Source organism: Novosphingobium sp. MBES04 (assembly GCF_000813185.1).
GTDB classification, from domain to species: domain Bacteria; phylum Pseudomonadota; class Alphaproteobacteria; order Sphingomonadales; family Sphingomonadaceae; genus Novosphingobium; species Novosphingobium decolorationis.
This window is the reverse complement of the sequence record NZ_DF850489.1, coordinates 715501-738887: the sequence shown is the minus strand read 5'-3', so window position 1 is coordinate 738887 and position 23387 is coordinate 715501. Positions and strand designations below refer to the sequence as shown.

The 23387-nt window shown below is 65.9% G+C and carries 25 protein-coding genes; 15 read left to right on the top strand and 10 right to left on the bottom strand.

Features of this window, described 5'->3' with window-relative positions:
• Positions 1-30 precede the first annotated feature (30 nt).
• Positions 31-696 (top strand): retropepsin-like aspartic protease family protein, encoded by a 666-nt coding sequence (locus MBENS4_RS17150; RefSeq protein WP_039393118.1) that lies wholly within the window; start codon positions 31-33, stop codon positions 694-696.
• Between the two features lie 145 nt (positions 697-841).
• Here MBENS4_RS17150 and parC read toward each other — a convergent pair whose 3' ends face one another.
• On the bottom strand, positions 842-3130 hold the full coding sequence (parC, locus tag MBENS4_RS17145) for a DNA topoisomerase IV subunit A (RefSeq protein WP_039393116.1): 2289 nt from the start codon (positions 3128-3130) through the stop codon (positions 842-844).
• Between the two features lie 108 nt (positions 3131-3238).
• Between parC and MBENS4_RS24290 the strand changes: the two genes are divergently transcribed.
• Together MBENS4_RS24290 and MBENS4_RS17135 are read left to right on the top strand one after the other, a co-directional pair.
• On the top strand, positions 3239-4108 hold the full coding sequence (locus MBENS4_RS24290; protein ID WP_052322483.1) for a DUF4349 domain-containing protein: 870 nt from the start codon (positions 3239-3241) through the stop codon (positions 4106-4108).
• A 122-nt stretch (positions 4109-4230) separates the two neighbouring features.
• Entirely contained in the window at positions 4231-4770 is a 540-nt protein-coding gene (locus MBENS4_RS17135; protein ID WP_039393112.1) for a type 1 glutamine amidotransferase domain-containing protein, read from the top strand.
• 78 nt (positions 4771-4848) lie between these two features.
• Here MBENS4_RS17135 and MBENS4_RS17130 read toward each other — a convergent pair whose 3' ends face one another.
• From MBENS4_RS17130 to MBENS4_RS17120, 3 genes are read right to left on the bottom strand one after another with little or no spacing between them, the layout of a single operon-like run.
• On the bottom strand, positions 4849-5181 hold the full coding sequence (locus MBENS4_RS17130; RefSeq protein ID WP_039393110.1) for a 2Fe-2S iron-sulfur cluster-binding protein: 333 nt from the start codon (positions 5179-5181) through the stop codon (positions 4849-4851).
• Between the two features lie 2 nt (positions 5182-5183).
• Positions 5184-6263, bottom strand: a complete 1080-nt coding sequence (locus tag MBENS4_RS17125) for a cysteine desulfurase family protein (RefSeq protein ID WP_039393108.1) — start codon at positions 6261-6263, stop codon at positions 5184-5186.
• Complete coding sequence (locus MBENS4_RS17120; RefSeq protein ID WP_242404990.1) at positions 6260-7270, bottom strand: cysteine desulfurase family protein; 1011 nt, start codon at positions 7268-7270, stop codon at positions 6260-6262. Before MBENS4_RS17120 ends, MBENS4_RS17125 begins: the two co-directional genes overlap by 4 nt.
• Before the next feature lie 187 nt (positions 7271-7457).
• Between MBENS4_RS17120 and MBENS4_RS17115 the strand changes: the two genes are divergently transcribed.
• Positions 7458-8114 (top strand): alpha/beta hydrolase, encoded by a 657-nt coding sequence (locus tag MBENS4_RS17115; RefSeq protein WP_039393106.1) that lies wholly within the window; start codon positions 7458-7460, stop codon positions 8112-8114.
• Between the two features lie 44 nt (positions 8115-8158).
• Here the strand turns inward: MBENS4_RS17115 and MBENS4_RS17110 are convergent, their stop codons facing one another.
• A complete protein-coding gene (locus MBENS4_RS17110) occupies positions 8159-8371 on the bottom strand; it encodes a hypothetical protein (protein WP_039393103.1) in 213 nt (70 codons plus the stop codon).
• Positions 8372-8488: 117 nt separating this feature from the next.
• On the opposite strand from MBENS4_RS17110, the gene MBENS4_RS17105 reads away from it, so the two are divergent.
• Positions 8489-10351 carry a DUF885 domain-containing protein gene (locus MBENS4_RS17105; protein ID WP_039393101.1) on the top strand — a complete coding sequence of 621 codons (1863 nt, stop codon included), beginning with the start codon at positions 8489-8491 and terminating at the stop codon, positions 10349-10351.
• Positions 10352-10427: 76 nt separating this feature from the next.
• On the opposite strand, the gene MBENS4_RS17100 is transcribed toward MBENS4_RS17105, so the two are convergent.
• A complete protein-coding gene (locus MBENS4_RS17100) occupies positions 10428-10778 on the bottom strand; it encodes a hypothetical protein (protein ID WP_039393099.1) in 351 nt (116 codons plus the stop codon).
• A gap of 115 nt (positions 10779-10893) precedes the next feature.
• Positions 10894-12501 (bottom strand): phosphoenolpyruvate carboxykinase, encoded by a 1608-nt coding sequence (locus tag MBENS4_RS17095; RefSeq protein ID WP_039393097.1) that lies wholly within the window; start codon positions 12499-12501, stop codon positions 10894-10896.
• Positions 12502-12770: 269 nt separating this feature from the next.
• On the opposite strand from MBENS4_RS17095, the gene MBENS4_RS17090 reads away from it, so the two are divergent.
• From MBENS4_RS17090 to MBENS4_RS17055, 8 genes are all read left to right on the top strand, one after another.
• Positions 12771-13562, top strand: coding sequence for a response regulator transcription factor (locus tag MBENS4_RS17090; protein WP_084592218.1), 792 nt, complete (start codon positions 12771-12773; stop codon positions 13560-13562).
• Between the two features lie 27 nt (positions 13563-13589).
• Positions 13590-15176, top strand: a complete 1587-nt coding sequence (locus MBENS4_RS17085) for a sensor histidine kinase (RefSeq protein ID WP_039393095.1) — start codon at positions 13590-13592, stop codon at positions 15174-15176.
• Complete coding sequence (locus MBENS4_RS17080; RefSeq protein ID WP_340140847.1) at positions 15152-15604, top strand: HPr kinase/phosphorylase; 453 nt, start codon at positions 15152-15154, stop codon at positions 15602-15604. The genes MBENS4_RS17085 and MBENS4_RS17080 overlap by 25 nt, the downstream gene beginning before the upstream one ends.
• 106 nt (positions 15605-15710) lie before the next feature.
• The gene (rapZ, locus tag MBENS4_RS17075; protein ID WP_052322482.1) at positions 15711-16703 is read left to right on the top strand and encodes an RNase adapter RapZ; all 993 of its coding nucleotides are present in this window, start codon (positions 15711-15713) and stop codon (positions 16701-16703) included.
• Positions 16704-16745: 42 nt separating this feature from the next.
• On the top strand, positions 16746-17150 hold the full coding sequence (locus tag MBENS4_RS17070) for a PTS sugar transporter subunit IIA (protein WP_039393093.1): 405 nt from the start codon (positions 16746-16748) through the stop codon (positions 17148-17150).
• Positions 17147-17431, top strand: coding sequence for an HPr family phosphocarrier protein (locus MBENS4_RS17065; RefSeq protein ID WP_039393091.1), 285 nt, complete (start codon positions 17147-17149; stop codon positions 17429-17431). The genes MBENS4_RS17070 and MBENS4_RS17065 overlap by 4 nt, the downstream gene beginning before the upstream one ends.
• Positions 17432-17447: 16 nt before the next feature.
• On the top strand, positions 17448-18254 hold the full coding sequence (locus tag MBENS4_RS17060; protein ID WP_039393089.1) for a TrmH family RNA methyltransferase: 807 nt from the start codon (positions 17448-17450) through the stop codon (positions 18252-18254).
• Between the two features lie 90 nt (positions 18255-18344).
• Positions 18345-18758 carry an META domain-containing protein gene (locus MBENS4_RS17055; protein WP_084592217.1) on the top strand — a complete coding sequence of 138 codons (414 nt, stop codon included), beginning with the start codon at positions 18345-18347 and terminating at the stop codon, positions 18756-18758.
• A gap of 7 nt (positions 18759-18765) precedes the next feature.
• On the opposite strand, the gene rmuC is transcribed toward MBENS4_RS17055, so the two are convergent.
• The 3 genes from rmuC to recR all read right to left on the bottom strand — a co-directional run bounded on the left by rmuC (position 18766) and on the right by recR (position 21651).
• Positions 18766-20337 (bottom strand): DNA recombination protein RmuC, encoded by a 1572-nt coding sequence (rmuC, locus tag MBENS4_RS17050; RefSeq protein WP_052322481.1) that lies wholly within the window; start codon positions 20335-20337, stop codon positions 18766-18768.
• Positions 20338-20408: 71 nt separating this feature from the next.
• A complete protein-coding gene (gene def, locus MBENS4_RS17045; RefSeq protein ID WP_039393087.1) occupies positions 20409-20975 on the bottom strand; it encodes a peptide deformylase in 567 nt (188 codons plus the stop codon).
• Positions 20976-21054: 79 nt separating this feature from the next.
• Positions 21055-21651, bottom strand: a complete 597-nt coding sequence (gene recR / locus MBENS4_RS17040; protein WP_039395244.1) for a recombination mediator RecR — start codon at positions 21649-21651, stop codon at positions 21055-21057.
• 73 nt (positions 21652-21724) lie between these two features.
• Here recR and fmt point away from each other — a divergent pair, with 73 nt between their 5' ends.
• On the top strand, positions 21725-22633 hold the full coding sequence (gene fmt, locus MBENS4_RS17035; RefSeq protein ID WP_039393085.1) for a methionyl-tRNA formyltransferase: 909 nt from the start codon (positions 21725-21727) through the stop codon (positions 22631-22633).
• Complete coding sequence (gene truA / locus MBENS4_RS17030) at positions 22630-23376, top strand: tRNA pseudouridine(38-40) synthase TruA (protein WP_039393083.1); 747 nt, start codon at positions 22630-22632, stop codon at positions 23374-23376. The genes fmt and truA overlap by 4 nt, the downstream gene beginning before the upstream one ends.
• The last annotated feature ends 11 nt before the right edge of the window (positions 23377-23387 follow it).

Below are 23387 nucleotides of genomic sequence, written 5' to 3'. Positions count from 1 at the left end.
GGCAAGCTATCTGCGGGTAGTATAGGAACCATGAACCTCGAAATTCCCGACCAGCTCGATGAGCTTGCGACTTATCTCGCGGGCCAGCCACTTCTTGCGCTCGCGCTGGGGGCGCTGCTGGTCACGATGATCGGAGGCCTGCTGCGCGGCCCACTGCCGTTTCTGGGTGGCTTCGTGAAGGGCGTGGGCAACCTCGGCCTCGTCGCGGCCCTGCTCCTCACCATCGCGCAATTTGCCCGCCTCAACACCGGTTTCGACTTTGCCCTGCCCCAGGTCGGGATCGAACGCCAGAGCGTCGAGGGCAGCGAGACACGGGTCGCCATGGCCCCGGACGGGCACTTCTGGATCCGCGCCAGCATCAACGGTGTCGAGCGGGACTTCCTCGTCGACACCGGCGCGACGCTCACCGCACTTGCCCCCGTGACGGCCCAGGCTGCGCAGATCGAGCCCTCGCCCGTCCCGCGCCGGATCGCTATGCGCACGGCCAATGGCACGGTGCCCGCCGAACTGGTCACGGTAGACGAACTGCGCTTCGGGAACATCGTCGCGCGCGATCTCGACGCGGTCGTTGCACCGGGCCTGGGAGAGCAGAACGTGATCGGGATGAACCTGCTCTCGCGCCTTGCCAGCTGGCGTGTTGAAGGACGCACACTGATCCTCGTGCCGAACCATCCCCAGCCGGTGGAAGAAGTCTAGTAGAAGGATTTGTTCAAGGGACCATCGCCCCTTGCCCCCGAAATGGGCGACCTCACCTCTTTCAGCCAGCGCGGCGCGCCAGACGTGAGGTCGACAGTTTGGGGAGCCCGAGGGCGATGGCCCTCGGAATCACTTCCTTCGTTCTTCAGAACTTGTTGTCGCGCGGGAAGCCGTTGGGCGGCAGGCGTCCGGCCGCACCGCGTGCGACCTTCCACATGGCGATGTCCTTTTCGGTGCGCGTGCGTCCGGTGTCGCCGCCCATCGTCCAGGACAGCCCCTCTTCCAGCTTGAGCGTGGTCACGTCCGCCATGCCCCCGTCGCGGTAGCGCTGGAGCGTAACGCCCTGCCCCTTGGCCATGATCGGCAGTTCGTCGAGGTTGAAGACGACCAGCTTGCGGTTGTCCCCGACCACGGCGACGTGGTCGTGCTCGGCCGGGATCTCGCGCACCACGGCCAGCTTCACGCCCGGCTTCGTGCTCATCACCGCCTTGCCCTTGCGGGTTTCCGCCAGGATCTCATCGGTCACCACGGCAAAGCCGCGACCCACATTGGAGGCGAGCAGGAGCTGCCCCTTGGGTTTGTGCGCGAGCGCCGCGACGATCTGCGCCTCGGCGTCTATGTCGACCATCGTGCGGATCGGTTCGCCAAATCCGCGCGCACCCGGCAACTTGTCCCCGCCCAGCGTATAGAAGCGACCATTATCAAGCGCGATCAGCAGCTTGTCGGTCGTCTGCGCGTGGAAGACATAGGCCGGGCCGTCGCCTTCCTTGTACTTGAACTCGCTGTCGAGCGCGACGTGGCCCTTGGCCGCACGGATCCAGCCGCGCTGCGAGAGGACCACCGTGATGGGCTCCTTCTCGATCATCGCGTCCATCGAGAATTCAACCGTAGGCCGCGCCTCGGCAATCGTGGTGCGGCGGCGGCCAAGCTCGGTATCCTCGGCGTAGTCCTTGCGCAGCGCCATCAGGTCGCGCTTGAGGCGCGTACGCTGGCGCGCCGGGCTCTCGAGCAGCTTGGTGAGCTCGTCCTGCTCCTTGAGCAGTTCCTCGTGCTCCTGGCGCAGCTCCATTTCCTCGAGCTTGCGCAAGGAACGCAGGCGCATGTTGAGGATCGCCTCGGCCTGGCGGTCGGTCAGGTTGAACTCGGCCATCATCACCGGCTTGGGCTCATCCTCGGTGCGGATGATCTCGATGATCCGGTCGAGGTTGAGGTAGGCGATGATGTAGCCTGCGACCAGTTCCAGGCGCGCCGCGATCTTGTCGAGGCGGTGCTGGGTGCGGCGCTGGAGGATGTCGATCTGGTTGACCACCCACTGGCGCAGGAGGTCCTTGAGGCCCACCACGCCCGGCGTCCGCTCAGCATCGAGCACGTTGAGGTTGAGCGAGAAGCGGCTCTCCAGGTCGGTCAGCCGATAGAGGCTTTCCTTCAGGAGTTCGGGATCGACGTTGCGGCTCTTGGGCACGAGGACGATGCGGATCTGCTCGTCGCTTTCATCGCGCACGTCTTCCAGGATCGGCAGCTTCTTGTCCGCGATCAGCTGGGCGATCTGCTCGATCAGCTTGCCCTTGGCGAGCATGTAGGGAATTTCGGAAACGACGAGCTGCCATTGGCCGCCGCCCAGTTTCTCGATGCCGGTTTCCTCCCAGTTGCCCGCCTCGTCACGGCCATTGGAAAAGCGTCCGCGCATGCGAAAGGCGCCCTTGCCCGTCTCATAAGCGTGGGAGATCGCCGCCGCGCTGTCGACGACAAGGCCGCCGGTTGCAAAGTCGGGCCCATGGAAGACCTCCATGAGCTGCTCGTGCTCGACCTGCGGGTTCTCGATCAGGAGCATCGTCGCATCGATGATCTCGGCCGCGTTGTGGCTGGGGATCGAGGTCGCCATGCCCACCGCGATGCCCGTCGCCCCGTTGGCAAGCAGATTGGGGAAGAGCCCCGGGAAGATGTCCGGTTCGCTCTCTTCCCCATTGTAGGTCGGGATGAAGTCGACAGTCCCTTCGTCGAGCCCGGCCATGAGCTGGATCGCGGTCTTGGTGAGGCGCGCCTCGGTGTAGCGGTAGGCTGCCGCGTTATCGCCGTCGATGTTGCCGAAGTTGCCCTGCCCCTGCACCAGCGGGTAGCGCAGCGAGAAGTCCTGGGCGAGGCGGACCATCGCATCGTAGACCGACGCATCGCCATGCGGGTGGTACTTGCCGATGACGTCGCCCACGACGCGCGCGGACTTCTTGTAGGCGCTCGCCGGATCGAGCTTCAGCTGCCGCATCGCCCAGAGCAGGCGCCGGTGGACCGGCTTCAGCCCGTCGCGAAGGTCGGGCAGCGAACGCGCGGTGATCGTCGAGAGCGCGTAGACGAGGTAGCGCTCGGAAAGCGCGGCATCGAACGGCGCATCGACAATGGCGTCGAACGGATCGGAACTGTCGTCGAGAGAAGTCACCATGATGGGCAGGAGCGTAGCAGCGCGGGGCCACTCTCCAAAGCGACAATTCGCCGTTTTCCGCAGGCTTGCGGCGCGCTACGCTATTCTACGAATCAGAGTGGAGAGAGAATGTCCTGTCCGACAAGGCCCGCGTGGCCGCTTGCGCCTGTTCTCGCTTTGTTTCTTCTGGTCGCTTGCAGCGAAGGCGGCAACTACGAAGCCGCTCCGAGCGGGGTGGAAAAGCTCACGACAGTAGACATTGGCGAAGAACCGCCAAAGGAAACGCCGGAGAGCGGTGAGATCCCCGTCTCGGTTCCGCGCATCGCCTACACCTACCGCTACCAGTACCGCCTGCCCGCCGAACACATCGCGCAGGTCCAGGCCCGGCAGGCCAGCCTGTGCGAGAAGCAGGGGCCACAGGTCTGCCGCGTCCTCTCCATGCAGAGCGACCTTGGCGAGAACGACTACGCCAGCGGGTCGCTGACACTGGCCGTCGCCGCGCCGCGCGCCCGTGCCTTTGGGCAGGAGTTGGCCGAACTGGTCAGCGGCCAGGGCGGCGACCAGATCGGCAGCGCGATCGAAGGCGAGGATCTCTCCAAGCAGATCGTCGATACCGCCGCGCGCCTCAAGGCCCGCCGCCTGCTGCGCGACCGCCTGATGGAGGTCCTCGCCACCCGCAAAGGCTCGGTCGCCGAACTGGTCGAGGCCGAGCGCGGCGTGGCCAAGGTCAATGAGGAGATCGACCAGGCCGAGAGCTGGCTGGCGCAAATGCAGGGCCGGGTCGACTTCAGCGAGATGAACCTCTCCTACGCCGCGCGCACGCCGTCGAGCGGAGGCTTCCTTGGCCCCATACGCGAGGCAGTGCGCAATCTCGACACGATCCTGGGCACCGTGATCGGCGCGCTCATCATCCTGGGGGCCATCGGCATTCCGCTCGGCCTCGTGATCTGGGGGATCGTCTGGCTGGTGGGCCACCTGCGCCGTCGCGGGCGTAACTGACCGAGGCGAAGCGGCATACTTCGATCCGTGGCCGAGGCGCGGCAGACGGTGCCGGAACCGGGAACGGCACGCCTCGCGGCGGTGTTGAAGGAGGAAATGCCAACAAGAAAGGAGGTCACGACATGACCCAGCGCATTCTCATCCTCGCCACCGACGGTTTCGAGCCCTCCGAGCTCACCGGTCCGCGTGATGCCCTTCGCGATGCCGGAATGGACGTTCAGATCGCCAGCCCCGAGGCGGGCGAGATCAAGGGCTGGAATCACACCGACTGGGGCGATCCGGTCAAGGTGGATCTTGCGCTCGACAATGTGAAGGCAAGCGAGTTCGATGCTCTCGTCCTGCCCGGCGGCCAGATCAATCCGGACACCCTGCGCCTCAATTCCACGGCCGTGGAACTGGTTCAGGCCTTCGTCCATTCGGGCAAGCCCGTTGGTGCCATCTGCCACGCGCCCTGGCTGCTGGTGGAAGCGGACGCGGTTCGCGGCAAGACCGTGACGGGCTGGCCCTCGATCCGCACCGATCTTGCCAATGCGGGGGCCAACGTTGTCGACCGCGAAGTGGCCGTCGATGGCAACATCATCACGAGCCGCAAGCCCGATGACATTCCGGCTTTCTCGAACGCCCTGATCGAGGCCATCCGGGTTCCCGCGCAGGCCGCCTGACGAGAGCCGCTCCGATAATGCCCCGAAAACCGCGCGGCCGCATCCCCGAACGGGTGCGGCCGTCGCTTTTTTTGAGGTTCAGCCGATCTGCATGTCGCGCGAAACGCCGGGAATACGCACCTCGATCCCGTCGAGATCCTCGGTCAGTTCGATCTGGCAGGAAAGGCGGCTGGTGCGCGCGACACCCGCCGCCAGATCGAGCATGTCCTCCTCGTCCATCGAGGCGGGCTCGACTTTGGCGAACCACTCATCCGACAAATAGACATGGCAGGTGGAACAGGCCATCTGCCCCTCGCACGTCCCTTCGAGCGGCATGCCCGCGGCCTGGGCCACTTCGAGCAGGCGCGTTCCCGGCTCGGCCTGTGCCGAAACCTTGTTCCCTTCGGTCGTGACGAATTGCACGTTTACCAATTTCAGACTCCCTGCGCCGCCGCAGCGGCTTCTATTTGAGCGCAGGCATCCTCTATGTCCCGTTGCGTACTATATCGCCCGAATCCCAAACGGATAGAGGCTTTGGCCGCACTGTCGGCAAGTCCGAGCGCGCGCAGCACATGACTGGGCCTTCCCGAGCCGCTGGCGCAAGCCGAGCCAGCCGAAAACGCCACGGCGCGAAGATCAGACATCAGACGGGCTACATCCAAACCCTTGCGATGCAAGTTTAAATTTCCCTTCCAGCGCCGTTCGGCCGAGCCATTGAGGTCCCAGTCCGGCAAAGCCGCACGCGCGCTGTCCCAAAGCCGGGCAATATGCACCGCGTCCTCATCACAGCTCCTGAGCGCCAGTGCGGCTGCAGCGCCAAACCCCGCGCACAGCGCCGGGCTCAAGGTACCCGAACGCAGGCCCTGCTCCTGCCCGCCGCCGCGGATCAGCGGGGCGAGATCGAGCCCATCGCGCACCCAGAGCGCCCCGATCCCCTTGGGACCGTACATCTTGTGCGCGCTGATCACGACCATGTCCGCGCCTTGCGGCGGCGCGATCTTGCCGGCTCCCTGCACCGCATCGCACAGGAACAGCGCGCCTGCCGCATGGGCGCGCTGCGCCAGTTCGTCCACGGGCTGGACCGTTCCGATCTCGTTGTTGACCTGCATGACCGCGACGAGGTCGGTGCCCTCGCGCAGCGACGCGTCCGCAGCCACACAGCCGTCCTCTCCGACCGGGATTTCCTGAGAGCCAGGATCGATCCAACGCGCGGTGTCGAGCACGGCCGAATGCTCGATGGCCGACACGGCCAGCCGCTTAGACCCGCTTCCAACCAATGCCAGATTGATCGCCTCGGTCGCGCCCGAGGTAAAGATCACGCGGCCTCCCGGTGGCAGAAGGGCGGCTACCTGGTCGCGCGCGACTTCCACGGCCGCCGCCGCCATGCGTCCGGGACGATGCGGGCTGTGCGGGTTGGCAAAGCCGCTGGTCTCAGGCCCACCCAGCCAGGGCAGCATGGCCTCGCGCGCCTCGGGCGCCAATGGGGTCGTTGCCTGATAGTCGAGATAGATCATGCGTTCACCTGCGCCCAGGCGTCCGCGAAGGTATCGAGGTCCTGGGGTGTCGTGTTCCAGCCGATGCTGACGCGCACGGTGCGCCGTGCGGTGCCTTCGTCGATGCCGAAGCCCTTGAGCACCCGGCTCTGCTTGAGCGTGCCGGACGAGCACGCGCTTCCCGCCGAAATCGCAAAGCCCATGGCATCGAGCCGGATCAGCATGGCGGTTGCCGCAAGCCTGGGCGCCGCAACCGCGAAGATGTGCGAGCAGGCCGTGCCGGGCTGGATCACCTCACCAAATTCGGCGAGGCGGTCGCGGAAGGCAAAGCGCTCCTCCTCGCTCGTCGCCCAGCTTTCGACGCCGCCCGCGTCCAGCGCAGCGGCAAAGGCCATCGCGGCGGGCAGGTTTTCCGTCCCCGCGCGGTAACCACGCTCCTGCCCGCCGGTTGGCTCCAGGAGCGCAAAGTCGCGCACCAGCAGCGCCCCGATCCCGACGGGGCCACCCAGCTTGTGGGCCGAGGCCACGATGAGATCCGCCTCCGGCAACGGCGCCTTGCCGGCCGATTGCGAGCAGTCGGCAAGCAGCAGCCCTCCGGCCGCGCGCATGGCCTCCAACGCCTCGCTCGGCCCCGAAGGCAGGAGCACGGTCCCGGTCTCGGAGTTGATCGACTGGAGCGCGAGCACGCAGTGCCCCTCCTCGCCAAGGTGTTCGGCCAGCGCCTCTGCGTCCAACTTACCCCCTGCCATCGGCACTTCGACGGCATCGGGCGCGGCACGGAAAACCGCGTCATGTTCGACCGCCGAAACAAGCCGGCGCTGCACCTTCGCGCGGCCCAGCCCGAGAGCCAGCGCCTCGCTCGCGCCCGAGGTGAAAAGAAGTTCACCGCTCCAGCCCAGCGCCCGCTTCACCCGCTCACGCGCATCCTCGAGCGCGGCGCGCGCGGCGCGCCCCTGCTTGTGCGGGCTGGAGGGATTGGCCCAGATTTCGGCACCTTCAAGCCAGGCGGCGCGCGCCTCGGGCCGCAAGGGGGTGGTTGCGGCATGGTCCAGGTAGACAGGGGAAGAAATTGGCGGCTCCGCTTGTTTTGTCGTGATTGTTTTTGGTACGAATGTTTCTATATAAGCTGCTCTCCCATTTCCACTCCTGCAATCACGGCCCCTTCCTTGCGCGGCCATTCTTGCCGGAGCCTCAACAAGTCAGGTTCGCTATTCCATGCCCGCAGTGATCTTTCCCGGACCCGAAGGCCGTCTCGAAGGCCGCTTCCAGCCCGCGCCGCGTCCGCGCGCGCCGGTCGCCATGATCCTCCACCCGCACCCGCAGGCGGGCGGCACGATGAACGACCGCATCACGCAGCATCTCTACAAGACCTTCGTGGCGCGCGGCTTTGCCACCCTGCGCTTCAACTTCCGCGGCGTGGGCCGCAGCCAGGGCAGCTTCGACAACGGCATCGGCGAACTCTCGGACGCGGCCGCCGCGCTCGACTGGGTGCAGCAGATCCACCCCGAAAGCTCGACCACCTGGATCGCGGGCTACTCGTTCGGCGCGCTGATCGGCATGCAGCTCCTGATGCGCCGCCCGGAGATCCGCGGCTTCATCTCGATCGCGCCGCCCGCCAACATGTACGACTTCAGCTTCCTTGCGCCCTGCCCGGCCTCGGGCATCATCATCCAGGGTGAAGCCGACACGGTGGTGACGCCCAACGCGGTGCAGAAGCTGGTCGACAAGCTGCGCACGCAGAAGCACATCACCATTCACCACGATGAAGTGCGCAAGGCCAACCACTTCTTCGAGAACGAGACCGATGACCTGATGAAGTCGGTCAACAACTACCTCGACATGCGCCTCGCGCCGGACTGCCCGATCAAGTAATCGCGCAAGTCCACGCAAGGCACGCAAGACGGGGCGTCGCAGGGCTACTGCGGCGCCTCTTGCGTTTCGGCGATACCGGCAAGCGAGCGGCCATCGGGCGTCGGCACGGTGAGGATCGCGACGTTGATCGCCATGATCCCTGCAAGGACGAGCATCAACACGGCCCGCTTGCGATGGCCGGGGCGGCGCCACAGGGCGATGCTGCCCAGCACCAGCGCGATGCTGGCGAGGACCATGAGGGAAAGCGCAATAGCCATGGCAAGGCGATAGCCGATCCCCGGACGCCATGCGAGCCCCGATCCGGCCCCGCTTTCCCCCTCCTTTCATCCCCATCCGCGTTTGACTTGTCCGCCTGTCGGAGCCAGTTTCGCGCCATGACACACCCTGCATCGGCCGCAGCGCCGCTTTCCCGTCGCAACGCTCTCCAGATCCTGTCCTGCGGCGTCGCCGCCGTGGCCCTTCCGGGGAGCTCCCGCGCGCTTGCCCAGAGTGCTTCAGGCTCGCCCGCCTCAGCCGAGGCGAGCGCGCTTCTCGACACGCTCGCCTGGAATTTCCTCGATCTCAATCCCGGCACGGCGACCAGCCTGGGCGTCGATACGGGGGCGCACGCCGCCTTGCGCAGCCGCATGGAGGACCGCTCCCCCGATGGCGTGGCACGCATGGCCGCCCTGCTGCGGCGCGATCTCGCGGCGGTCTCCGCCTTCGATGAGACTGGCATCGATCCCGCGACCCGCACCAGCCTGGAAGTCATCAAGAGTGCCTATACGACTTCGCTCGAAGGCTTCGCGCAGCCCTATGGCGACGTTGCCGTGGGCAGCTGGCGCAACACGCCCTACGTCGTCATCCAGAACGTGGGCGCCTATCTCGACACGCCGCGCTTCCTTGATGCGGACCATCCGATCAAGACGCCTGAAGATGCGGACGCCTATATCGCACGCCTTGCCCAGATGGACGACCAGCTCGACGGCGAACTGGTGCGCATGAAGGCCGCGACCGACAAGGGCCTCGTGCCGCCCGACTTCCTGCTCGACCGTGCCATCGCGCAGATGGAGAGCACGGTGGCGGACGCGGGCAAGGACGGCGGCGGGCTCGTTGCCTCGGTCGCGAACCGCACCGCGACGTTCCAGGGCGATTGGGAGAAGCAGGCGAAAAGCCTTGTCGCGGGCGACGTGCTGCCCGCACTCCAGCGCCAGCTCGCCGAACTCAAGCGCCAGCGTGGCCTCGCCTCCAGCGCACCGGGCCTGCGCGAACGCCCCGGCGGCGCGCAGTTCTACGCCTGGGCGCTCAAAGCCAGCACCACCACCGCCATGTCCGCCGAGGAGATCCACAAGCTCGGCCACGAACAGCTTGCCGAACTGCATGGCCGGATGGACCCGATCCTCAAGGAGCTTGGCTACACCCAAGGCACCGTCGGCGCGCGCATGACCGCGCTGGGCAAGGACCCGCGCTTCATGTTCGCCAAGGGCGATGAGGGCCGCGACCAGATCATGGCTTTCATCCGTCAGCGTATCGACTGGATCACCTCGCAGATGCCGCGCGCGTTCCGCGAACTGGTGCCAGGCAACGTCGAAGTCCGCCGCCTGCCCCTTGCCGAGGAACCGGGCGCTCCTACCGCCTATGGCGGCGCGGGCTCCAAGGACGGCACGGTGCCGGGCAAGATGTGGATCAACCTGCGCACCACGGACCTCCACCGCAAGTACGACTTGCCCACCCTCGTCCACCACGAGACGATCCCCGGCCACGTCTGGCAGGGCGAATACGCCAACCGCCTGCCACTGATCCGCTCGATCCTGGCCTTCAACGCCTATTCCGAAGGCTGGGCGCTCTATGGCGAGCAGCTGGGCGACGAGTTGGGTGCCTATGACGATGATCCGGTCGGGCGCCTGGGCTACCTCCAGTCCATCGCTTTCCGGGCCTGCCGCATGGTCGTCGACACCGGCCTGCACTCGCAAGGGTGGAGCCGCGAGGAAGGCATCCGCTTCTTCATGGAGAAGAACGGCAACAAGCGTGAGGAAGTGGTCAACGAGGTCGACCGCTACTGCTCCTGGGCCGGCCAGGCCTGTGGCTACAAGATGGGCCACAACGAGATCAACCGCCAGCGCCTGCGCGCCATTTCCGAGCTGGGCGATGCCTACGACCTGCGCGATTTCGACCAGGCCGTGGTCAATGGGGGCAACGTCCCCCTCGACGTTCTGGGCGACAACATCACGCGCTACATCGCGGGCGTGAAGGGTTAGGCGGTCACGTCACGAAAAAGCGAAAAGGCCGCCGGGTGCATGTCCGCATCCGGGGGCCTTTTTCATCCGGGAAGCTCTACTTTCGTCCGAACAGCCCCGAAGCGAACCCTGCGATATCGTCCATCGCATCGCCGTCCCCGTCGCGGTCGAGCAACGCCATGACCTGCGGGTTGGACACGATTTCACCGGCAAAGCGCGCCAGCGCGCTCTCGCCGCCAATGGCGGTGATGATCTGCTGGATCGTGGCAACATCGAGCCCCGTGCGCCCGGCTGCAAGTTCAGCTGTGTCGCCCGGTTGCTGATGCGCCTGGCCGAGCGCGGCCACGGCCTTCTCGGCCATTTCCGGTCGTATGCCGAGTTGCCCGGCAAGATTGGCCACATCGGCGTTGCCGCCCATCTGCCCCAGTACGCCGTCCAATAGTCCCATGTCTCTCTCTCCTGGTTCTGCCGGGAGGCACCGCGCGCGTCCCGCAAGGAAAGAAGGCCCCCGGATGCCGAAGCGTCCGGGGCCTTCTTCATGTCATAGGTTGCTAGCGCGCCTGTCAGGCGGTGACGGGCGCGGCCTGGCGGACGCCCTCGTCAACGTGCGCTTCGAACTGGGCGAAGTTGTCGATGAACTTCTTGACCAGAACCTGCGCGGTCTTGTCGTACTCGGCGCCATCGGCCCAGGCACCGCGCGGATCGAGCAGCGCGGTGTCAACACCGGGCACTTCCACGGGCACTTCAAAGCCGAAGTTGGGATCTTCCTTGAACTCGGCGGTGTTGAGGCTGCCGTCGAGCGCGGCATTGAGCAGCGCGCGGGTCGCCTTGATCGGCATGCGCTTGATGCCTTCCATGGTCGCCTTGCCGCCCGACCAGCCGGTGTTGACCAGCCAGCACTTCACACCGCCCTTGGCGATGCGCTCCTTGAGGAGGTTGCCGTAGATCGAGGGGTGACGCGGCATGAACGGCGCGCCGAAGCAGGTCGAGAAGGTCGCCTCCGGCTCGGTCACGCCGATTTCGGTGCCCGCGACGCGCGCGGTGTAGCCCGACAGGAAGTGGTACATCGCCTGGTCGGGCGTCAGACGCGCGATCGGAGGCAGCACGCCATACGCGTCGGCGGTGAGGAAGATCACGTTCTTCGGCACCGGCCCGAGGTTGTCCTCGGAGGCATTCGGAATGAAGTCGATCGGATAGGATCCGCGGCTGTTCTCGGCGAGCGAGTTGTCGTCGAGGTCGATCTTGCGGGTTTCCGGGTCGATCACGACGTTCTCGAGAACGGTGCCGAAACGCTTGGTCGTGGCGAAGATTTCCGGCTCGGCTTCTGCCGAGAGACGGATCATCTTGGCATAGCAGCCGCCTTCGAAGTTGAAGACCGCGGTATCCGACCAGCCGTGCTCGTCATCGCCGATGAGGGTGCGCGAGGCGTCGGCCGACAGCGTGGTCTTGCCGGTGCCCGAAAGGCCGAAGAACACGGCCGTGTCACCATCGGGGCCGATGTTGGCCGAGCAGTGCATCGGCATCACGCCCTTGGTCGGGAGCAGGTAGTTGAGGATGCCGAAGACCGACTTCTTCATCTCGCCGGCATAGGCCGTGCCGCCGATCAGGATCAGCTTCTCGGTGAAGTTGACCGCGATCACGGTCTCGCTGCGGCTGCCGTGGCGGGCCGGATCGGCCTTGAAGCTGGGCAGGTCGATGATGGTGTACTCGGGGACGAAGCTGGCGAGTTCCTCGGCACCCGGACGCACCAGCAGGGTGCGGATGAACAGGTTGTGCCAGGCGAACTCGTTGATGACGCGCACCTTGACGCGGTGCTCGGGCTGCGAACCGCCGAACAGGTCCGCAATGTAGAGCTTGTCCTTGCCGCCAACGGCCGCGAGGAAATCTTCCTTAAGCGCCGCAAAATGCTCCGGCGTCATAGGCACATTGGTGTTGCCCCACCAGATCGTGTCTTCCGTCTCGGCGTCCTTGACGATGAACTTGTCCTTGGCCGAACGGCCCGTGTGCTTGCCCGTCGCAACAACGAAAGGCCCATCTGCGGACAGGGTGCCTTCCTCGTTCCGGATGGCATGCTCAACCAGGGGCGCGGTGCCCAGGTTCGCAAAAATCTCCGCCTTGGTGGCGATCCCTTGTTTATCGAGCGGGTAGCTTAGGGAAGCGGTCAATGTCATCTCCTCCAACGTGACACCTCGCCAGACTATCCGGCGATGGCATCATCAATTCCTCCTCAGGAATCGGGACCGCGGATAATCGACGCATTCTTTTCCGTCAAATTGACAACAAATGGAACCGCAAAGGGCCGAAACGCGAAAGAAACAGGCCAGATGCCCCAGGCGCCCCTTGCGCCCCACCCCGTTCCCAGGGTTCGCCACATTGCCAGTCAGGCGTCCAGCGGCTAGGCAGCCTCTTCGCGTTTTGAGAAAGGACCAGGGCACCTGCGATGTCCGTGCCAGCATCCCCGTCCTCCGCTTCCGAGCCCCGCAGCGCCCAGGGCGAGACGCGCCGCCACACGATCGCGCTGGTCGACGATGACCGCAACATCCTGACCACGGTCTCGATCGGGCTGCAGGCCGAAGGTTTTTCCACAAGGGTCTATACCGACGGCGAAACCGCGCTGAAAGCGATCCTCGAAAATCCGCCTGACCTGGCTATCTTCGATGTGAAGATGCCGCGCATGGATGGTCTGGAATTGCTGCGCCATCTGCGCGAGCGCTCCAGCCTGCCGGTGATCTTCCTCACCTCCAAGGACGAGGAACCCGACGAGGCGCTTGGCCTTGCGATGGGCGCGGATGACTACATCACCAAGCCCTTCAGCCAGCGTCTTCTTGCCGCCCGCATCCGCGCCATCCTGCGGCGCAGCGAACTGGTGCGCACAGGGCCAGAGCAGCCCATCCAGGAGAACCTGCCCGAACCCGTCGTGCGCGGACGCCTCGCGCTCGACCCGGCTCGCCACCAGGTGGAATGGGACGGACAGGCGGTCTCGCTCACCGTCACCGAGTTCCTGATCCTGGAAGCTATGGCGCTGCGCCCGGGCGTCGTCAAAAGCCGCAACCAGCTCATGGACGCGGCCTACAACGACGACATCTATGTCGATGACCGGACCATCGACAGCCACATCAAGCGGCTGCGCCGCAAGTTCCGCGCGGTCGACCCGTCCTTCAATGCCATCGATACCCTTTACGGCGCGGGCTACTCGTTCTCGGACGAGCACGCCGCGAGTGGCGAGGGGTGATCGTGCCCCGACGGACCGTCTGAGCGCATGGCCGAGCGCTCGCATGCCCGCATCGCGGCCTCGCTGCCCGTCCGCCTGGGGCTGTCCTGGCGCGTCTCGCTGACCGCGCGCATCCTCGCGGTCAACATCATCGCGCTCGCCCTCATGGCGGGCAGCCTCTTCTACATCGACAGCTACCGCCGCGAACTTCTCGACGAACGCTTTCGCCTTGCCCGCAGCGAAGCCGAGATCACCGCCCAGGCCCTCTCCGGGGAAAGCCTCGACAGGCAACGCAACCTGATCGCGCGCATCGGAACCACGCAGAAGCTGCGCCTGCGCCTCTACGATGCCGATGGCGATCTTGTCGCGGACAGCTTCAAGCTGGCCCCCCCTTCCTACCGCTTCATCGATCCCGACAGCGAACCCTGGCTACAGGACGCGGCGCGCCTGCTCGATCAGGGCATGGACTTTCTCCTGGGTGCCCGGCGCATCCCGGCCTACCGCAACCCACCCGAACAGGCGATCCAGGACTGGCCTGTCGCCCGCGAGGCGCTCGCGACAGGCGAAACGCGCATCGACCAGAAGGCCGCGCCCGACCAGACCCCGGTCATCCTTGCCGCCACGCCGCTCGGCGACAGGGGCGAAATCCTGCTGATGACCCGCAACGCGCGCGACATCACCGAGAACGTGCGCATGGCCCGCCAGACACTTGCAATCATCGTGGGCGCTGCACTTGGAGTCTCGATCCTGCTGTCGCTGTTCCTCGCCCGCACGATCGTCGATCCCTTGCGCAAGCTCGTACGCGCGACGGTGCGCGTGCGCCTCGGACGCGAGCGCAGCGTGGTCGTCCCCCGCCTGCCCGACCGCCGCGATGAGATCGGCCTCCTCGCCCGCGCCGTCTCCGACATGACCGGCGCGCTGCGGCTGCGCATCGACGCGGTCGAGCGCTTCGCGGCCGATGTCGCGCACGAACTCAAGAACCCGCTCACGTCGCTGCGCAGCGCCCTTGAGAACCTGGAGCGGGTGGACGATCCCGACCTTCGTCGCCAGCTCGTGACGGTGGCCAACGACGATGTACGGCGGATCGATTTCCTCGTGACCGAGATCGCCGATGCCAGCCGTATCGACGCGCAGCTCAGCCGTACCACCTTCGAGCCGGTCGACATGAACAGCCTCCTGCGCGCCCTTGTCGCCGAGCGCGCCCAGCGCGGCGTGAACGGCGCGAGCGAGGTCGTGATCGCGCAGACGGGGGCGGGCCCGCTGGTCGCGCCGGGTGACGCCCCGCGCCTTGAACGCGTGCTCCAGAACCTGCTCGACAACGCCGTATCCTTCTCCCCCGAGGGCGCGCCCATCGACGTCACCCTGGAGAGCGTGAAGAGCAAGGTGCGCATCACGATCAGCGACCACGGCCCGGGCATTCCCAAGGCCTCACGCGAACGGATCTTCGAGCGTTTCCACTCGCTGCGCCCCTCGTCGGAGGAATTCGGGCGCCATTCGGGCTTGGGGCTCTCGATTGCCCGCACCATTGTCGATGCCCACTCCGGCTCGCTCTTTGCAACCGATCGCGACGACGGATTGCCGGGTGGCTGCTTCGTCCTCACCCTTCCCCAATGGCCCAGCGAGCCCGAGGCATGACCACCGGTGCCTCGCCTTCGTTGGTCCGACAGGCAACCTGCGTCGCGTGCGCGGGGCGCGCCATTCTCATTGAAGGCCCGTCGGGCGCGGGCAAGACCTCGCTCGCGCTCGAGTTGATAGACCGGGGCGCAGTGCTCGTGGGCGATGATGGCGTAGTCCTCGAACCGCGCGCCGGGCATCTCGTCGCCAGGCCCCACCCCCGCACAGCCGGTCTGATCGAAGTCCGCAATCTTGGCATCCTCGATGAACCGTTCTGCGCCGAGGCTCGGGTCTGCCTCCACATCCTCCTGGATAGCAGCGCTCCGCGTTTCATCGAGAAAGCCAGGGCATCGAGCTTGCGGGGCTGGTCATTCCTTCCCTGCGCCTTTCGCCCGAGAGCGGCCCGATGGCCATCAAGGCCGAACGCGCGCTCGCCGTCCATGGCCTAGGGCCCGCAACTCGCTGAAAACACGCGCAAGCAGGACCGGGCAAAATCGGTCGGATAAGACCAAACTCTCCCTTCCCTTTCCGGGCTGAGGAGCGCAAACAGCCCCGATGACCGCAACACCTGAGCCCACCCCCGAGGCCAGCGCACACGGCGCCCACGACACGGGGACTGACCCGGCGCTACCCCAGCGTCAATCGGTCCTGCTTGTCACCGGCATGCTTGGTGCCGGAAAAACCACGGTTCTCAGGGTCCTGGAGGACCTTGGCTGGGAAATCATCGACAACTTCCCGATCCGCCTGCTCGAAGGTCTGCTTGACGTTCCGGGCGAGGCGCAGAGCGATCTGCCCACGCCCCTTGCCATCGGCTTCGATTCGCGCACCCGCGGCTTCGATCCCGAGCGTGTGATCGCCCAGGTAAAAACCCTTAGTGAGCGTCCAGACATCGCGCTCACGACACTCTTCCTCGATTGCCAGAGCGCCGAGCTCGAGCGCCGCTATAACGAAACCCGCCGCCGCCATGCGCTCGCCGCGGACGCCCCCGTTGCAACCGGGATCCAGGCCGAGCGCGACCTGCTCACGCCGCTGCGGCGCTGGGCGGAGGTGCTGATCGATACCAGCGAATTCACCAGCAACGATCTCCAGCGCGTGATTCGCGAGAGATTCGCCGAAAGCGCGACCGAGGGTACCACCCTCACCATTTCAAGTTTCGGGTTCGCGCGCGGGATGCCCCCGCTCGCCGACCTGGTCTTCGATATGCGCTTCCTCGACAATCCCCATTGGGACCCGGACCTTCGCCCAAAGACCGGGCAGGACGCGGCCGTTGGCGATTTCATCCGCAAGGATCCGGCCTTTTCCGAGGCATTCAGCCGGATACGCGACCTGCTCCTGCTCTTGCTGCCGCGCTACAAGGCGCAAGGCAAAAGCTATGTCCATATCGCCTTCGGGTGTACCGGTGGGAAACACCGTTCGGTTTTTACCGCGGAACAGATGGCATCGGCCTTGCGCCACTCGGGATTTTCCCCCACATTGCTGCACCGCAACCTGGGCTCACGAGCAGCCGATCTTCTTGAAGGAGAGCCGCGGCGTGATGACAAGCACTAAGATCCGGGTGCAACTGCAGGGTATTCGGAGCGTTTCCTCAACATGATCGGCATGATTCTGGTCACTCACGGCAATCTTGCCGAAGAGTTCGTTCACGCAATGGAACATGTCGTCGGCGATCAGACGGCGGTTGAGACCGTGTGCATTGGTCCCAACGACGACATGGAGCGGCGCCGTGCCGAGATTGCCGAGGCCATCGTCAAGGTGAACAGCGGCGAAGGCGTGATCATCCTCACCGACCTGTTCGGCGGAACACCCTCGAACCTCGCGATCTCGCTGATGGAAGCCGGAACGGTCGAAGTCATCGCCGGGATCAACCTGCCCATGCTGATCCGCCTCGCCAAGGCCCGCGCCTGCATGTCGGTGCGCGACGCCGCCGTGGCTGCGCGTGAAGCGGGGCGCAACTACATCACCATCGCAAGCGAATACCTGGGACAGGATGCATGAACGACTGCCGTGAGACGGTGACCATCGTTAACAAGCGCGGACTTCATGCCAGGGCCAGTGCCAAGTTCGTGAATTACGTCACCGAATTGCCCGCAAGCGTGTCGGTTTCGGTCAGCAAGGATGGCGCAAGCGCGGTGGGCAATTCGATCCTGGGCCTGATGATGCTGGGCGCCGCCAAGGGCGACAGCATCGAGATCGCGTGCACCGGCGACGACGCGCAGTCCGCGCTCGACCGGCTTGTTGCGCTGGTGCGCGACGGCTTTGGCGAAGACCAGGGCTGAGAAGGCGCATCCCGACGTGACGTACCGCCGCACCATCACCGGATTTTCCAATCCGCTCGTCAAGTTCCTGCGCTCGCTGCGCGACAAGAAGCACCGTCGGCGTGAGCAGCGCTTCCTGGCTGAAGGCCTGCGCCTGCTGACCGACGCGCGCGAATCGGGCATTCTCCCCGAGATGCTCGTCATGGCGACGGGCCGCGCCCCCCATCCCCTGCTCGACCAACTCGAAGAGGCCGTAATCGCGGCGGGCGGCGAAGTCGTGGAGATGGACCAGGACATCCTCGCCAAGGTGACCGGCAAGGACAACCCGCAAGCCGTTGCCGGGGTCTTCGCCGAGTTCGACACGCGCCTTGCCGGGATTGACCGGCAGGCCGCTCCCATCTGGCTCGTCGCGCAGGCGCTGCGCGATCCAGGGAACTTGGGGACGATGCTGCGCACCGGCGATGCGGTCGGGGCTGGCGGCCTCATCCTTATCGACGACTGCGCCGACCCCTTTTCGGTCGAAGCCGTGCGCGCCAGCATGGGCGCCATCTTCACGCAGAAGCTGGCGATGGCGCGCTGGGATGAATTCCAGTCCTGGCTGCGCGAAGGCGAGGGCCAATTGGTCGCCGCCTCGCTGCGTGACCCGACCGACTACCGCAAGGCGCCATATGCGGCGCCCTGCTTCCTCATGGTCGGCAACGAATCGCAAGGGCTCCCGGCCGAATACGAAGACACCTGCGACCTGCGGGTCACGATCCCGATGCGCGGGCGCGCGGACAGCCTCAACGCCGCTGTCGCAGGCGCGGTCCTCGCCTACGAAGCCCTCGCCCACCTCGATCCCTGAGCGCGGCGGGTAGCCCAGCGCGACTGCGCCTGCCTTTTGCGGATAGGCCCGTTCATCGCGCTCTCACATGCTGCATGGCACCATGCAGGCATGATTCGAGTTTGTTCCTTCGGCCGCGCCTTGGCAGGCGCCCTTCCCACGCTGGCCCTCATCGCCTGCGCCCCGGACACCGAAGGCCAGCACCTCAGCGCCAGCCGTTGGAGCTTTGCCCTGATCGACGGCCAGTCGCCGATGTCCGATGCGGCTGACATGCGCTTCGAGAAGGGCGAGGTCCGCGTTCTCGTCGGCTGCAACCGCATGAGCGGGCCCTGGCGGATTTCCGCCGACCGTCTCGTCGCCGGCCCCCTGGTGCAGACCGAAATGGCCTGCCCTGCCCCGGCCTGGGATCAGGAAAAGGCCGTCGGCTCACTCCTCGCGTCCACGCCGCGCATCCGCGTGAACGAGGAGCGCATGATCCTGCAATCGAGCGGCCACACCGCCGAGCTTATCCGCGTCGAGGACTGAGCGCTCCTTAGTCCTTGTCAGCCGAAGCCAGCGCAGCACGCGCTTCAGCTTCGGGATACTCCGGGAGCGCGTCCTCGATATCCGCAGCGCCGTAGCGCGGCGCGGCCTCGACACGGGGAGCCTCCTCGATCTCACGCTTGCCGATCTCGATGTGCTTTTCACGCAGGCGCCGTCCCGACGAAAGTACGTTGCGCTCAAAGCTGCCGACGAACTTGTTGTAATTGTTGACCGCCGTTTCCAGCCCCGCGCCCACGCGCTTCATGTGCTCGGCCGCCACCGCGATGCGGTCGTACAGTTCACCGCCCATCCGGCCGATCTCGCGCGCTTCACGGGCGAGGCCATCCTGGCGCCAGACCTGCGCGACCGTGCGCGCGATGGCGACAAGGTTGGTGGGCGTGGCCAGGAGAACGCGGTTGCGGAAAGCGAAGTCCCACAGTTCCGGATCGTATTCGAGCGCGGCTGCCACGAAATGCTCTCCCGGCACGAACATCACCACGTAGTCCGGGGCGTCCTCGAACTGGCTCTGATAGCTCTTTGCGCCCAATGTCTGCACATGATTTCGCATCGAGGCGACATGGGCCTTGAGCGCCAGTTCGCGCGCGGCATCGTCCTCGGCCTCAAAGGCTTCCTGGTAAGCGTTGAGCGACACCTTGGCATCGATCACCAGCTTCTTCTGCCCCGGAATGTTGACGATGGCATCGGGACGCAGACGCCCCTCCTCGGTGTCGATCGAATGCTCGGTCACGAAGTCGGTGTGTTCGGACAGGCCACACTGCTCCAGGAGGTTGCGCAGCTGCTGCTCCCCCCAGCGCCCGCGCGCCTTGGGGGCGTTGCGCAGGCTGTTGCCAAGGCGCTGCGCTTCCTCACGCACCCGCTCCTGCCCTTCGCGCATGGATTGGATGAGGCCGGTCAGCTGGCCGAAGGAATCGACGCGCTTGGCTTCCAGCTCGGACACCTGCGCCTCATAACTCTGAAGGCGCGCGCCGACGGGTTCCAGCAGCGCGCGGATGCGTTCGGCGTTGGCCTTCTCGCTTTCCTCGAAACGCGCACCCGCGCGGCGCAGGAAGGCTTCCTGCGCACCTTCGAGGACCTTGGCCCCCGCGTTCTCGAACTCCTTGCGCAGCGCGTCTTGCGCCTCGATCAGAAGGCGCTTCTGCTCATCAAAGTTGGCGGTTTTTTCGCGCAGGGTGGAAAGTTCGTCGCTGGCCTCGCGATAGGCCTCACGCAGACGGCCCATCTCGGTGTCAAACGCGTTGCGGGCCGCATCGTAGCGCGCAGTCGCCTCGGCGCGTTCGCGCTCCAGAGTGGCCGTAGCCTCCCCGCGCACACGCTCCAGCTGATCGGCATAGGCACTGCGCTCGCGGGTCAGGGCGGCGGAATATTCGTCCGCACGCCCCGCGCGCGCCTCGGCTCCCGCCAGATCGCGGATCGCGGCGCGGAAGCGCTCTTCCAGTTCCTGGAGGGCGCGTTCGCTCCTGGCGAGGCGCGCGTTGGCCTGCGCTGTGGGGCGCGAGCCGAAGAACCAGCCGGCACCAAGGCCGACGACGAGTGCAAGAATGGCGGCAAGGATGATGTCCATGCCGCCATTCTAGTTGGAACAATTCAAGAACGCCAGACCTTCCCGGTCCGTTGTCCGCAATTCTGGATGGATCAGGCCGCGCGGCGCAGCTTTTCCAGCTTGCGCAGCGCCATCTGGCGCTTGAGACGCGAGAGGTGGTCGATGAACAGGATACCCTCGAGGTGGTCCATCTCGTGCTGCAGGCAGGTTGCCAGCATGCCCTCGATGGCTTCCTCATGGTGGTTGCCGTCCAGGTCCTGGTACTGCACGCGGCAGGTCGCGGGACGCTCCACGTCGGCGTAGATCTCGGGAACCGAGAGGCAGCCTTCCTGGTAGACGCTATGCTCTTCGGACGGGTCGAGGATGACCGGGTTGATGAAAACCCGCGGCTCCTTGAGCGTGGGCTGGTGCGTGTGCTGGTGCCCGCCGTGGTTGCACACTTCGGGCTCTGCATCGGGATCGTCGGGCTGGAGATCGATCACGAGGACACGCAGGGGAACGCCGACCTGAATGGCGGCAAGACCGATGCCGGGGGCATCGTACATGGTCTCGAACATGTCCTCGACAAGGGTCTTGAGCTCGTCGTCGAAAGTTTCGACGGGCTTGGAGACCTGCTTCAGGACAGGATCGGGAACTTCAAGGATTTCGCGGATAGCCATGCCTTGCAAATAAGCGCAGCCTGCGCGTTTCGCAAGATTGCGATGGCGATCACAGAAATCGTGCCGCCAGTCCCCTCGCTCAGGTGACGGGGCGGCGCGCGCGGATCGCCTGCGCCAGCGTGCCTTCATCCAGGTAATCGAGTTCACCCCCCACCGGCAAACCATGCGCCAGCTGGGTGATACGCACAGGCCGGTTCTCCAACTTTTCAGCGATGTAGTGCGCGGTTGTCTGGCCTTCGAGCGTGGCGTTCATGGCGAGGAGGATCTCATCGATGCCGCCCTCCTCGATCCGGGCAAGCAGGCTGTCGATGGCAAGGTCTTCGGGCCGTACGCCATCAAGCGCGGAGAGCCGTCCGCCCAGAACATGGTAGCGCCCGGTAAAGAGATGCGCACGGTCAAGCGCCCACAGATCGGCCACTTCCTCGACCACGCAGAGCGAACGCTGGTCGCGCCTCGGATCGGCGCAGATGCCGCAAGGGTCGCGCGTGTCGACATTGCCGCATACGCTGCATTCGACCAGCGTCTCGCGCACCGCATCGAGCGCCTCGAGCAGCTGAACGAGTGAACTTTCACGCCGCTTGATGAGCCAGAGCACCGCGCGCCGGGCCGAACGGGGGCCAAGGCCCGGCAAGCGGGCCAGCGCGGCGGTCAGCGTCTCGATCTCTTGCGATGCCATGAGGAGAGAGATAGGGCCTCCCCGGTCCGAGCGGAAGCCCGGCACCACGACGAGCGAGGAAGTTGCCCACAATATGCGTATCATCTTCATGGGAACCCCCGATTTCGCGGTCCCGGCGCTGGAAGCCTTGGCCGATGCTGGCCACGAGATCGTCTGCGTCTATTCGCAGCCGCCCCGTCCCGGTGGCCGCCGCGGCCGCGAACTGACCCCGACACCCGTCCATAAGGTGGCCGAAATGCGCGGGTTCGAGGTGCGCACGCCGGTCTCGCTCAAGGGCGAAGAGGAGAAGGCCGCCTTCGCCGCGCTCGAGGCCGATGTCGCGGTGGTCGCGGCCTATGGCCTGCTGCTGCCCCAGGCGATCCTCGATGCGCCGCGCCACGGCTGCCTCAACATCCACGCCTCGATCCTGCCGCGCTGGCGCGGCGCGGCGCCCATCCACCGCGCGATCGAGGCGGGCGACCCGACCACCGGTGTCACCATCATGCAGATGGAAAAGGGCCTCGACACCGGCCCCATGCTTGCCACCTTGCGCACCACCATCGATGGCAAGACCACTGGCGAGCTGACCGCGGAACTGGCCGACAAGGGCGCACAGCTCATGGTCGGCACGCTGCGCGAGTTGACCAATCACCGACCCGTCACCCAGCCCGAAGATGGCGTCACCTACGCCAGGAAGATCGAAAAGGGCGAGGCCCGCATCGACTTCACGCAGGACGCCCAGGCCATCGAACGCAAGGTGCGCGCCTTCATGCCCGCGCCCGGCGCCTTTTTCGAGTTCGAGGGCAAGCGCTACAAGGTCCACGCGGCCGAGGTCGTCGACGGCACCGGAGCGCCGGGCACGACGCTCGACGATGCGCTCACCATCGCCTGCGGCACAGGGGCGCTGCGCGTGACGCGCATCCAGCGCGCCGGAAAGCCGGCCATGGCGACCCAGGACCTCCTGCGCGGCCGCGCGATCCCTGTGGGAACCCAGATCGCGTGACCCGCTTTGCCCTCACTCTCGAATTCGACGGCGCGCCCTTCATGGGCCTGCAGCGCCAGTCGCACGGCCCCTCGGTGCAGCAGTCGGTCGAGGATGCGGCTCACGCCATCACCGGGGAGGATGTAATCATGCACGCGGCCGGACGCACCGATTCGGGCGTCCATGCGCTGGGCATGCGCGCGCATATCGAGATCGCCAAACCCTTCGACGCCTTTCGCCTGATGGAAGCGCTCAACGCCAGGATGCGGCCCGATCCCGTCGCGGTCACCGCCTGCGAAGTGGTCCCCGACGACTGGCACGCGCGTTTTTCGTGCATCGGGCGCTCCTACATCTACCGCATCGCCAACCGCCGCGCCCCGCTGACACTGGAGCGCGGCAAGGCGTGGCAGGTCTCGCGCCCACTCGACGAGGGAGCCATGCACCGCGCCGCGCAGGCACTGGTCGGGCGCCACGACTTTACCACCTTCCGCTCGGTCCACTGCCAGGCGCAAAGCCCGTTGAAGACGCTCGATCGGCTCGACGTGCGGCGCGAAGGCGATATGGTGCTGATCGAGGCCGAGGCCCGCAGCTTCCTGCACCACCAGGTGCGCTCGATGGTGGGCTGCCTCGCACTGGTCGGCATGGGCCGCTGGGACGAGAGCGAAGTCGGCAAGGCATTGGCCGCCAAGGACCGGCAGGCGCTTGGCCTGAACGCGCCGCCCGACGGGCTCTACTTCGTGCGCGCCATCTATCCCGAGGCCTGAGCGCTTCGAGC